Source organism: Pseudomonas reactans (assembly GCF_013385825.1).
GTDB classification, from domain to species: Bacteria; Pseudomonadota; Gammaproteobacteria; order Pseudomonadales; family Pseudomonadaceae; genus Aquipseudomonas; species Aquipseudomonas reactans.
In genome coordinates this window covers 284,580-296,025 of record NZ_JACAPG010000014.1, presented here as the reverse complement: position 1 = coordinate 296,025, position 11,446 = coordinate 284,580, and the positions used below count along the sequence as shown (strand labels likewise).

At 61.7% G+C, this 11,446-nt stretch carries 11 protein-coding genes; all 11 read left to right on the top strand.

Going from position 1 to position 11,446, the window contains the following annotated elements:
- Window positions 1-29: 29 nt before the first annotated feature.
- The 11 genes from HX868_RS17990 to HX868_RS17940 all read left to right on the top strand — a co-directional run bounded on the left by HX868_RS17990 (window position 30) and on the right by HX868_RS17940 (window position 11,400).
- Complete coding sequence (locus HX868_RS17990; RefSeq protein WP_177003820.1) at window positions 30-395, top strand: response regulator; 366 nt, start codon at window positions 30-32, stop codon at window positions 393-395.
- A 191-nt stretch (window positions 396-586) separates the two neighbouring features.
- Window positions 587-1,369 (top strand): hypothetical protein, encoded by a 783-nt coding sequence (locus tag HX868_RS17985; protein ID WP_177003819.1) that lies wholly within the window; start codon window positions 587-589, stop codon window positions 1,367-1,369.
- Between the two features lie 63 nt (window positions 1,370-1,432).
- Window positions 1,433-2,833 (top strand): DUF1254 domain-containing protein, encoded by a 1,401-nt coding sequence (locus HX868_RS17980; RefSeq protein ID WP_177003818.1) that lies wholly within the window; start codon window positions 1,433-1,435, stop codon window positions 2,831-2,833.
- Between the two features lie 90 nt (window positions 2,834-2,923).
- Window positions 2,924-3,898 (top strand): AAA family ATPase, encoded by a 975-nt coding sequence (locus HX868_RS17975; protein ID WP_177003817.1) that lies wholly within the window; start codon window positions 2,924-2,926, stop codon window positions 3,896-3,898.
- Window positions 3,895-4,818, top strand: a complete 924-nt coding sequence (locus HX868_RS17970; protein WP_177003816.1) for a DUF58 domain-containing protein — start codon at window positions 3,895-3,897, stop codon at window positions 4,816-4,818. The genes HX868_RS17975 and HX868_RS17970 overlap by 4 nt, the downstream gene beginning before the upstream one ends.
- Entirely contained in the window at window positions 4,815-5,270 is a 456-nt protein-coding gene (locus tag HX868_RS17965) for a DUF4381 family protein (RefSeq protein WP_177003815.1), read from the top strand. The genes HX868_RS17970 and HX868_RS17965 overlap by 4 nt, the downstream gene beginning before the upstream one ends.
- The gene (locus HX868_RS17960) at window positions 5,257-6,252 is read left to right on the top strand and encodes a vWA domain-containing protein (protein ID WP_177003814.1); all 996 of its coding nucleotides are present in this window, start codon (window positions 5,257-5,259) and stop codon (window positions 6,250-6,252) included. Before HX868_RS17965 ends, HX868_RS17960 begins: the two co-directional genes overlap by 14 nt.
- Window positions 6,239-7,693, top strand: a complete 1,455-nt coding sequence (locus tag HX868_RS17955; protein ID WP_177003813.1) for a VWA domain-containing protein — start codon at window positions 6,239-6,241, stop codon at window positions 7,691-7,693. Before HX868_RS17960 ends, HX868_RS17955 begins: the two co-directional genes overlap by 14 nt.
- Entirely contained in the window at window positions 7,690-8,739 is a 1,050-nt protein-coding gene (locus tag HX868_RS17950) for a BatD family protein (protein WP_177003812.1), read from the top strand. Before HX868_RS17955 ends, HX868_RS17950 begins: the two co-directional genes overlap by 4 nt.
- Window positions 8,736-9,737 carry an HAD family hydrolase gene (locus HX868_RS17945; protein WP_177003811.1) on the top strand — a complete coding sequence of 334 codons (1,002 nt, stop codon included), beginning with the start codon at window positions 8,736-8,738 and terminating at the stop codon, window positions 9,735-9,737. Before HX868_RS17950 ends, HX868_RS17945 begins: the two co-directional genes overlap by 4 nt.
- A gap of 76 nt (window positions 9,738-9,813) precedes the next feature.
- Complete coding sequence (locus HX868_RS17940; RefSeq protein ID WP_177003810.1) at window positions 9,814-11,400, top strand: arylsulfatase; 1,587 nt, start codon at window positions 9,814-9,816, stop codon at window positions 11,398-11,400.
- The last annotated feature ends 46 nt before the right edge of the window (window positions 11,401-11,446 follow it).

The following is an 11,446-nucleotide window of genomic DNA, read 5'->3' as shown; positions in this document are numbered from 1 at the left end:
TGCACCTTCACTTCTCGGGAATTTTCTTTATGTCCGCCACCTCCTCCACCATCCTCGTAGTCGAAGACGACGCCATCGTGCGCATGCTCATCGTCGATGTACTCGAAGAGTTGGAGTTCAGCGTCCTGGAGGCCGCCGACGCTGAAGAGGCGCTGATACGGGTGCAAAACACCGCGCAGGTGATCGACCTGATGATGACCGACGTCGGCCTGCCGGACATGGACGGCAAGCAACTGGCGGCCAAGGTGCGAGAACTGCGCCCTGCGCTGCCCATTCTGTTCGCCAGCGGTTATGCCGAGAACATCGACGTGCCTACGGGCATGCAGGTGATCGCCAAACCCTTCTCGATCGATCAATTACGCGACAAAGTCAAATCGATGTTGCCCACTGCCTGATCCCTCTTTCGCGCACTGCCGCCCAGCCAGGGCGGCCATTTGCGGCCTTTTACACACATCTGAAACGTCCCGCTCCCCGCAACTAATTCGTTTGGATGGCTAGCGCGTCTGGATTTAGCTGCTAGCTTCAACCGACATGCCCTGTAGGTATTAATCACAAGGGATAGTCACCCAGGTATGGGGGAGCGCACATGTTCGGGTCACCGTACGCGTCGGCATTGATGCTGGCTGTTATCGCAATGCCAGCCTTGGCGGACAACGCCGAGACGGCCAACAAGAGCAACAACCCGCTTAACTTGGCGCCAGGCGCCAACCTGCAGAACTACTTCACGCCGCGCCTGTACGACAGCAACGCCCACACCAACGACCTGTTGCTGCGCGGCACCCTGCCCATTGCACCGTCGGACTTCATCGGCGTACCACAGTTGCTGCGCGCCACACTCCCCCTCAGCACCCGCCCCGATCCCCACACCGGCTATAGCACGGGCATTGGCGACCTGAACCTGTTCGATATCTTCCTGCTCAAGACCGAAGGCGTGCAGTTGGGCATCGGCCCGCAAATCACCGCACCCACTGCTGAACATGACGAACTCGGCACCGGCAAATGGCATGCCGGCCTGGCGGCAATCGCCATCGACGCTTCTCCCAGGGGATTATTGGGCGCGCTGGTGCAATACCAAAGCTCATTTGCCGGCGATCGCGACCGCCCGCATGTCGAGAGTGCAACTTTCCAGCCGTTTATCATTCATAACCTGCCGAAAGGCTGGTACCTGCGTTCCACGGGCACCTGGACCTTCGATTTGAAGAGCGACACCCACTACATTCCCATCGGGTTGGGTGCGGGCAAGGCCTGGAAAGCCGGGAGCAACATCGTCAATGCCTTTGTCGAGCCACAATGGACGGTAGCGCGCAAAGGTGACGGCTTGCCCCAGTTCACCTTGTTCGCAGGGATTAACGTGACGTTCAGCAAATAAACCGGTTAACTCGGCGGTTTCACCCCACGCCCTCAAAAAAGATCTCTGGAAGGACGCAACAACATGATTGGAAAACCGACGCGCCTGCTGTTGGCGAGCCTCTCGATACTCATGAGCACCGGCGCCTGGGCCGACTTCACGGCCACCCCGAGCGAGGCCCGGGCGATTGCCAAGGAAGCCTATCTGTACGGCTTTCCGGTGGTGGCGATGTACAAGACGCTCTACACCCAGGCCGTTGACAAAGGCGGTGCCAATTTCAAGGCGCCGTTCAACCAGATCGGCAACACCGCACAAGTGTTCACCCCCAAGGACACGGCGTTCGTCACACCCAATTCCGACACGCCCTACTCCTTTGTCTGGATGGACCTGCGCCGCGAACCGCTGGTGTTGACCCTGCCCAAGATCGAGGACAACCGCTACTACTCGGTGCAGTTGATCGACCTGTACACGCAGAATTTCGCCTACCTGGGCACCCGCAGCACCGGCAACAACGGCGGCCACTACATGATCGCCGGCCCGGACTGGAAGGGTCAGCAGCCGGTGGACGTGGATCGCGTGGTCTACAGCGAAAGCAATATCGCCTACGCCCTGTACCGCACGCAGTTGTTCGATGACAAAGACCTGGGCAAGGTCAAGCAGATCCAGAGCGGCTACAAAGTGCAGTCGCTGAGCAGCTACGTGAAGCAGGCGGCACCGGCCAAGGCGCCGAAGATCGAATGGCCCAAGCCGATGGCAACCATGACCGAAGGCCCGCAGCTATTCCGTTACCTGAACTTCATGCTGGCCTTCGCCGCGCCCCAGGACAGCGAAAAAGACCTGCTGGCGCGTTTTGCCAAGATCGGTATCGCCCCAGGCGCGCCCTTCAAGCTCAAGGACTTGACCGCCGAGCAACGCAAAGCCCTGGAAGACGGTATCTCCGATGCCCGCGCTGAGTTTGCCGCGTTCAAGAAGGACAAGGTCGACACCCACCAGGTCAGCAGCGGTGACCTGTTCGGCAGTCGCGATCGCCTGAAAAACAACTACCTGTACCGCTACGCCGGTGCGGACATGGGTATTTTCGGCAACTCCACCGATGAAGCCGCTTACCTGAGCTACTTCGTCGACAGCGAAGGCAAGCCGGCCAATGGCGCGCGCCACAGCTACACCGTGCATTTTGCCAAGGACCAACTGCCGCCCGCCGATGCGTTCTGGTCGCTGACCATGTACGACGCCAAGACCAAACTGCTGGTGCCGAACCACAAGAAGCGCTACCTGATCAACTCACGGATGCTGCCCCACCTGAAGCGTGACGCCGATGGCGGCCTGACTCTGGCGCTGCAGCACCACGAGCCACCGAAAGCCGAACAGAGCAACTGGTTACCGGCCCCACCGGGCCCGTTCTACGCGGTATTGCGCATTTACCTGCCCAAGCCTGAGGTCGGTAATGGTCAATGGAAACTGCCACCCTTGACCCCGCTCAAGTAACACCACGTGCCCGCGGGCGCGTAACCTCGATTTCAGGCCGACTTTCATGGAACGAAGGGCGTGCGTTCATGCCCTTCAAGGAGGAAAGGCATGACCGCACTCAACGATTTGACCGCCCTGCAAGCGAGCATGGCCGAAAGCGTGCTCGGCCAGGACCAGGTGATCCGCCAGATCCTGCTGGGCCTTCTGGCCAACGGCCATCTGCTGTTGGAAAGCCTCCCTGGGCTGGCCAAGACCCGCACAGTCAAGGCCTTGGCCCGGCACATGGACGCCAAGATGAGTCGCATCCAGTTCACTCCGGACCTGCTGCCCTCCGACATCACCGGCGCCGAAGTACTGCACCAGGTCGATGGCCAGAACCAGATCCGATTCCAACCCGGCCCGCTGTTCGGCAACCTGATCCTCGCCGATGAAATCAACCGCGCCCCGGCCAAGGTCCAGGCGGCCTTGCTGGAAGCCATGGAAGAACGGCAAATCACCGTGGCCGGCGCCAGTCACCCGCTGCCGGAACTGTTTATCGTGGTGGCCACGCAAAACCCCATCGAACAGGAAGGCACTTACCCGCTACCGGAAGCCCAGATGGACCGCTTCGTGATGAAGCTGTTGCTGGACTACCCCAGCGCCGACAACGAAAGCCAGGTGTTGCGCCTGTTGCGTGAAGAAGAACAGGCGGCAGTTACCCAAGCGGTTCAGGGATTTACCCTGGCGCAGGAGGTGATTTTCGCCGCACGCAAGGAAGTCAGCGCGATCCAGGTTTCGCCGGCTATCGACCGTTACCTGATCGACATCATCAACGCCACCCGCCACCCCGCCGACTACGACGCCGACTTGGCACGCTGGATCAGCCTAGGCGCCAGCCCCCGTGGCGGCATTGGCCTGGACCGCTGCGCGCGGGCCGATGCCTGGTTGCAAGGCCAGGCCTTTGTCACGCCGAGCAACGTGCAGGCCGTCGCCCATCCGGTGCTGCGCCATCGCCTGCAATTGAGTTATGACGCGGTGGCGGATGGCGTGACGGCTGATCAGGTGCTCGACCGGCTGCTCAGCAAAGTAGCGATTCCGGCATGAACACCGACGGTTTTGTCTACGTCAGCCTGGCGCAATTGATGGCCTTGCAGTTCCAGGCCCGCGACTTGAGCTTTGTCGCGCGCCAGCCCCAGGGCAGCATCCTGGCTGGCAACCATGCGTCACGCCTGCGCGGCCGTGGGCTGAATTTCGATGAACTACGCCGCTACCAGCCGGGCGATGACCTGCGCCACTTGGATTGGCGTGCGTCGCTGCGCACTGGCAAACCGGTGGTGCGTACCTTTACCGAAGAGCGCGATCGCCCGGCGCTGATCGTGGTGGACCAGCGCATGTCGATGTTTTTCGGCTCAGTGCGCAGCTTCAAGTCCGCCGTGGCCGCAGAGCTGGGCGCGCTGGCGGCGTGGATGGTGTTCAACGCCGGGGATCGCGTCGGCGGCCTGGTGTTCAACGATCAACGCATCGACAGCGTCGCGCCTTTGCGCAGCCGCAAACGGGTGGAAGCCTTGTGCAGTCGCATCGTTCAGCAAAATGCCGCGTTGACGGCGAGCAACCCCGACTACGAAGGCGACGGTCAGTTGGACAGAGTCTTGCAGCAATGCCTGGCCGTGGCAGGCCACGATCACCTGATCTGCCTGGTCAGTGATTTTGCCGGTGCCGGGTCACGGACGTTGCAATTGATGCAGCAACTGTCAGCGCACAACGACGTGATCGCGTTGCAGGTGTATGACCCTTTGGCGCTCAACGTGCCCAGCCGTGGGCAATTGCGGGTTACCCAAGGCCAGTTGCAGGTGGAACTGGCGGTGGACAAACGTCAGGTGCGCCAACCCCTGGGGGATTTTCTCGGCGGACGTTTGAAGGATGTCGCCAAGCTGCTGCGCCGCAGCCAAGTGCCACTGCTGATGATCAGCACCGCCCTGCCCGCCGCCGACCAGTTGCGCAGTGAACTGGGGAAACGTCGGTGAGCAGTCATGTGCCAAGCATCGAGCAACTCAAGGAGTTGAGCTTACCCGCGCCGGTCAGCTACTGGCCGCAGACCTGGGGCTGGGGCGTGTTGCTGGGTGTTTTGATGGTGGCGCTGCTGGTGCTGGCAGGCCGCAAGTGGCTGCGTTGGCGACGTGATGCCTACCGGCGCGAGGCGTTGGCCCGTCTGGACACCTTGAAAGACCTGCGCGAGTTGCCCGAACTGCTCAAGCGCGTCGCACTGTCGATGCCACTTCCCATGGAAGAACAGCAACGTATCCCGACCTTGCGTGGCGTCGAGTGGCAAGCCTTCCTGCAACGTCACGCCACAGGTCCGATTCCCGACGACCTCGCTCAACGGCTGGCCGAACTGGCCTACGGCGCGGCGCCGCAGGACCCGCAACTACTGGCCCAGTGCAAGGTCTGGGTGGAGCAACACCATGTGGCAGCTTGACTACCCCTGGCTGCTGTTGATGCTGCCGCTGGCGTGGTTGGCTTACCGCTACCTGCCGGTGTATCACGAAGCGCGCAGTGCGGTGCGGGTGCCGTTTTTTGGCGGCATGCGCCAGGCGGTCGGTGGTTCATCGTCTACCGACGGCGCCCGTGGCAATCGCGGCCAGTTGCTGCTCAATCTGGTGGTATGGGCGTTGCTGGTGCTGGCGGTCGCCCGGCCGGTCTGGGTGGAAAAACCCCTCGAACGCCAACAACCGGTGCGCGACCTCATGCTGGCCATCGATATCTCCCAATCCATGGAAACCGAGGACTTTACCGACGCCAACGGCCACAAGATCGACCGGCTGGCCGCCGTCAAGCAGGTGGTGCACGGCTTTATCCAGCAGCGCAAAGATGATCGTATCGGCTTGATCCTGTTCGGCAGCGGCGCCTACCCCCAGGCACCCTTGACCCTCGACCATGCCAGCTTGTCGCTGTTGCTGGACGACAGCGGCATCGGCATGGCCGGGCCGAACACCGCCATCGGCGACGCCATTGGCCTTGGCCTCAAGCTGCTGGACCAGGCCCATGAACCGGAAAAAGTGTTGATCCTGCTCACTGACGGCAATGACACCAGCAGCGCCATCACCCCGGACCACGCCGCCGACATGGCGGCCGCCAAGGGCGTGATCATCCACACCATCGGCATCGGCGACCCGCAGGCCAGCGGCGAAGCCAAGGTCAACCTCAGCGCCTTGCAAGGCATTGCCAGCGCCACGGGCGGGCGTTATTTCCGTGCCGAGGACCGCAACAGCCTGGATCAGGTCTACGCCACGCTCGACAAGATTACACCGCATCAAGTGAAGACTCTCAGTCATCAACCCAAGCGCGACCTGTTCTGGTGGCCGCTGTGTGCGGCGCTGACGTTGCTGGTGCTGTACCACTTGATCGCTGCGCTTTGGCCGCATCGATGGAAACGGGAGCACGCAGATGGACTTCAGTGATTTCCACTTTCTGCGTCCTGCCTGGCTGTTATTGGCGCTGTTGGGCGTGGTGCTGCCGTGGGTGTGGCAACGCAGCCGTGACCTTCAGCGCCGCCTGCGCGGCACTATCGCCCCGCATCTGTTGCCGTACTTGCTGCTGACGCCGACCGATCCCCATCGCCTGCGGCCGGTGCACCTGGTGAGTGCGTTATGGGTGGTCGGTGCCTTCGCCGCGGCGGGACCCACCTGGGAGCAGGACCGTCCGGACTTCCTGGAGAACCGTGCACCGCTGATCATCGCCGTGGACCTGTCGGCGTCCATGGACACCGCCGATGTGCCTCCCACGCGCCTCACTGCCGCAAAACACAAGTTGCACGACCTGATCCAGCGCCGCAAAGGCGCACGCACCGCGTTGCTGGTCTATGCCGGCAGTGCCCATCTGGTGTTGCCGCCCACCGATGATCCGGCCTTGCTTGATACCTTTATCCAGGCGCTCGGCACGGACTTGATCAGCAAGACGGGCAAGGATGTGGCCGGCGTGATCGATCAGGCCAAGCGCCTGCTGCAGCAATCGCCCGGTACCTTGCTGCTGGTGACGGACGGCGCCGATGTCGCCCAACTGCCCGGCCTCAAGGACAACGCGCTGCAAATCCTGATACTGGCCCTCGGCAGCAGTCCCACACTCAAACCATTGGCCTCAGCCCTGGAGGCGCCGCTGGGTAGCCTGACCCTGAATGACGACGACCTGGACTGGATTGAACTCCACGCCCAGCAACACTTTCAGGACGTCGACGAGCAGCAACGCCTGTTGCAATGGAAAGACGCCGGCTATTGGTTGTGCTGGCCGTTGCTGCTGTTGGCGCTGTTCGGTGTGCGCAAGGGTTGGAGCTTGAACTGGACGGCGGTGGTGCTGCTCGGCCTGCTGCTACCGCCGACGCAGGCTGAGGCCAACCCGTTCATGACGCCCGATCAGCAAGGCCGCTGGGCTTTCGAACACCATCATTACCCGCAAGCCGCCGCGTTGTTCGCCGAGCCTTACTGGAAAGGCATCGCCGCCTACAACGCCGCCGATTACGACCTGGCCCAAACCACCTTCGCCGCCATGCATACCGCGCAAGCAGCCTTCTATCTGGGCAACATCCATGTGCGTCGCTTCAAGTTCGATGACGCCATCGCGGCCTATCAACAGGCCTTGCAGTTGCAACCCGACTTCCCTGAAGCCACCGCCAACCTGGCCCTGGCGGTTGCGCTGAAAAAAGACACCGAAAGCGCCGCGAACAACACACCCGAGGTCAAGCCCGACGAAATCAATTTCGACAAGGCACCAGGCAAGGGCCAGAGCAAAGCGATTCAGACTCAACAGGCGAATAATGACGCCCTGTGGTTGCAGAACCTGACCACGTCGCCGGCCAACTTCCTGCGCCGCAAATTCAGCCTGCAAGACCAGGAGGCGCGACCATGAAGCGCTACTGGGGCGTGTTGCTGTTGTTGTCGGGGCCGTTATGGGCGGCCGAACCGCAATTACGGGTGAACGTGCAGTTGATCCCCGGCGCTTCAGTGGTGGTGGGTGAACAATTGCAGGTGCAAGTGGACGTGCTGACCGACACCTGGTTCACCGCCGCCGCGACATTGCCGGACCTGAAACTGGCTGGCGCACGCATACAGCAACCGGGTGGCGAGGCCGAGCACACCACTCAGGTAATCGACGGGCAAACCTTCTACGGGATGCGCTACGCCTATCTGATCACACCGACGATGGCGCAACACTTCAGCGTGCCCGCGCTGACGGTCAGTGCCCAACCGGGCCAGGCCAGCGCGCCGTTGAGTGCGCAGAGTGCGCCGCTGACCTTTGAGGCCTCTCAGCCGCCGGGGTTTGCGCCCGGTGAACCCGCGCTGGTTGCCAGCGGCTTACGCCTGAGCCAGACCGTAACGGCCGGCGACCTCAAGGTTGGCGACAGCCTGACGCGGACAGTGACCCTGCAAGCCGATAACACGCCAGGGCTGTCACTGCCGCCGCCGGCAACCGCCGAGGTAAACGGGTTGCGCCTCTATGCGCAGGTGCCTGCCATCAGCAACCTGGATGACGGTCGCGGCACCGTCACGGGTGGCCAACGCATCGATCACCTGGTGTATCGCGTGGAAAAAGGCGGGCATTACACCCTGCCCGCCCTCCAGGTGAAATGGTGGGACAGCCGCAACCATCGCCTGCAAATCGCGCAGTTGCCCGCACTCACGTTTGAGGCCCAGGTCACCAGCGCCTACACGCCGACCTTTTCCGTCGCCGACGATCTCAAGGCGCTCGGGCAGCACGCGCGCTGGCAGCTCTCACGGCATGTGTTGGGTTGGATAGTGGCCATCGTCGTTCTGATCCTGGCGGCCTATCTGATCCGTGCCCTGTGGCCGCGCCTGCGGTCATGGTGGCGAAAGGCATGGCCAGCATTGCGCTGGGCCTGTCGTCAACTACGCTTGAATCCACTGAACCCTCGTCACGAAAAGGACTTCCCATGACGTCGCTGCGTTCTGCCCTGCCCCTTCTCCTCCTCCTGAGCCTGCCTGCCCTGGCGGCCGATCCGCTGCCGTCATGGAACGAAGGCCCGAACAAAAAGCAGATCATCGAGTTCGTCCAGGCGGTGACCGCCGAAGGCTCCAAGGACTACGTGAAGCCCGCCGAACGCATCGCCGTGTTCGACAATGACGGCACGCTGTGGACCGAGCAACCGGCGTACTTCGAAGTGCTGTTCGCCTTCGACGAGGTCAAGCGCCTGGCGCCACAGCACCCGGAATGGAAAACCACCCAGCCATTCCAGGCCGTGCTCGAAGGCGACCACAAGGCGCTTGCCGCCAGCGGCATGGACGGCCTGTTGAAAATCATCGGCGCCACCCACACTGGGGTCAGCACCGAAGCCTTTATCGACAACGCCAAGAACTGGCTCAAACAGGCCCGTCACCCCAAGACCGGCAAGCCGTTCGACCAGATGATCTACCAGCCCATGCTGGAAATGCTCGACTACCTGCGCAGCCAGCAATTCAAGACCTACATCGTCTCCGGGGGCGACACCGCCTTCATGCGTGCCTTCGCCGAAGAGGTGTACGGCGTACCGCCCGAGCAGGTGATCGGCTCCAACTTCGTCACCCAATTCCAGCTCAAGGACGGCAAGCCGCACGTGCTGCGCACCGCCAAGCTGGCACACAACGATGACGGCCCAGGCAAACCGGAAAGCATCGACGCCATCATCGGGCGTCGGCCGATCCTGGCTTTCGGCAACTCTGACGGCGACTTGCAGATGCTGCAGTGGACCGCCGCCGGCCCTGGCAAACGCTTGATGGGCCTGGTGCACCACACCGACGCCCAGCGCGAATGGGCCTACGACCGCAACTCTCAGGTGGGGCACCTGGACAAGGCACTGGACCTGGCCAAGCAACAGAACTGGACCGTGGTGGATATGGCAAGCGACTGGGGCCGTATCTATCCGTTCGATCCAGCGGTGCAAGTGAAGGTGCAATAAGAAAAGACGTCGCGATGGACTGTTAAAAACGTTGGTCGCAGGCAATGCGACTCAAGCCCTAAAAGGAGCAAGTCTTATGACTCGCATACGTAAGTGGCTGCCGAAACTCGCCCTGGTGGCGGTTTCGGTGATCGGCGCCTCGGCATCCGCCTGGGCGGCCGAAAAGCCGAATATCCTGGTGATCTTCGGCGATGACATCGGGCAAACCAATATCAGCGCCTATTCCATGGGCGTGGTTGGCTACAAGACCCCGAATATCGACCGTATCGCCAAAGAAGGCATGATGTTCACCGACTACTACGCGGAGAACAGCTGCACCGCCGGGCGTTCGTCCTTCATCACCGGCCAGACGCCGTTGCGCACGGGCCTGTCGAAGGTGGGTGCGCCCGGCGCATCGGTGGGTTTGCAAAAGCGCGATATCACCATTGCGCAGGCACTCAAGTCCCTCGGTTATGCCACCGGGCAATTCGGCAAGAACCACCTGGGCGACAAGGACGAATACCTGCCGACCAACCACGGTTTCGACGAGTTCTTTGGCAACCTCTATCACCTCAACGCCGAGGAAGAGCCGGAACGGCCCTATTGGCCCAAGGACGACGCGGAGTTCGTCAAGGCCAACTCCCCGCGCGGGGTGATCCATAGCTTTGCCGATGGCAAGATCGAAGACACCGGCGCCTTGACCACCAAGCGCATGGAGACCATCGACGATGAAACCACGGCGGCGGCCCAGGCTTTCATCAAGAAACAGGCCGAAGCCAACAAACCGTTCTTCGTGTGGATGAATACCACGCGCATGCACTTGTTCACCCATGTGCGCGAATCGATGAAGGGCCAGAGCGGCATGCCCGGCAACGAATACGCGGACGGCATGCTGGAGCACGACGGTGACGTGGGCAAACTCCTGCAAACCCTCGACGACCTGAAGATCGCCGACAACACCATCGTGGTCTACACCACCGATAACGGGCCGAACCAGTTCTCCTGGCCGGACTCGGCGACCACGCCGTTTCGCAACGAGAAGAACTCCAACTGGGAAGGTGCCTATCGTGTGCCGGCGATGATTCGTTGGCCGGGCAAGATCAAGCCCGCCGAGGTGTCCAACGAGATGTTCTCGGGCATGGACTGGTTCCCCACACTGTTGGCCGCAGCCGGTGACAGTGACGTGAAAAGCAAACTGCTCAAAGGCTGGGCGCCCGTGACCGGAGGCAGCAACTTCAAGGTGCATCTGGATGGTTTCAACCAACTGCCCTACCTGACCGGGCAGCAACCGAAGGGGGCGCGCGACGAGTTCTACTACTTCAACGATGACGGGGTCTTGGTGTCCGCGCGTTTTGGCAACTGGAAGGCGGTGTATTGCGAACAGCGGGCACCGGGTGGGTTCAAGGTGTGGAGTGAGCCATTCGTGTGCCTGCGGGTGCCGAAGATCCTCAACCTGCGCATGGACCCCTATGAGCGGGCTGACGTGGTCTCCGATCAGTATTACGACTGGAGCACTAAAAACGTCTATCTGGTCGCGGTGGCGGTGACCAAATCGGCCAAATTCCTCGAAACCTTTATCGAGTATCCGCCCAGTCAGAAACCGGCCAGCTTCAGCATCGACCAGATTCGCGAGGCGGTGGACAAGAAAATCGAAGAGAAGATGAAGGCAGACCCCGCGTCATAACGACCACAACCTATCCCTTGTAGGAGCCGGCTTGCCGGCGATAGCG

Bases quoted from the DNA above. Each gene is read 5' to 3' on its own strand.
- HX868_RS17940 (WP_177003810.1), top strand. From the start codon at position 9,814: ATGACTCGCATACGTAAGTGGCTGCCGAAACTCGCCCTGGTGGCGGTT.
- HX868_RS17950 (WP_177003812.1), top strand. From the start codon at position 7,690: ATGAAGCGCTACTGGGGCGTGTTGCTGTTGTTGTCGGGGCCGTTATGG.
- HX868_RS17970 (WP_177003816.1), top strand. From the start codon at position 3,895: ATGAACACCGACGGTTTTGTCTACGTCAGCCTGGCGCAATTGATGGCC.
- HX868_RS17990 (WP_177003820.1), top strand. From the start codon at position 30: ATGTCCGCCACCTCCTCCACCATCCTCGTAGTCGAAGACGACGCCATC.
- HX868_RS17955 (WP_177003813.1), top strand. From the start codon at position 6,239: ATGGACTTCAGTGATTTCCACTTTCTGCGTCCTGCCTGGCTGTTATTG.
- HX868_RS17980 (WP_177003818.1), top strand. From the start codon at position 1,433: ATGATTGGAAAACCGACGCGCCTGCTGTTGGCGAGCCTCTCGATACTC.
- HX868_RS17975 (WP_177003817.1), top strand. From the start codon at position 2,924: ATGACCGCACTCAACGATTTGACCGCCCTGCAAGCGAGCATGGCCGAA.
- HX868_RS17985 (WP_177003819.1), top strand. From the start codon at position 587: ATGTTCGGGTCACCGTACGCGTCGGCATTGATGCTGGCTGTTATCGCA.
- HX868_RS17945 (WP_177003811.1), top strand. From the start codon at position 8,736: ATGACGTCGCTGCGTTCTGCCCTGCCCCTTCTCCTCCTCCTGAGCCTG.
- HX868_RS17960 (WP_177003814.1), top strand. From the start codon at position 5,257: ATGTGGCAGCTTGACTACCCCTGGCTGCTGTTGATGCTGCCGCTGGCG.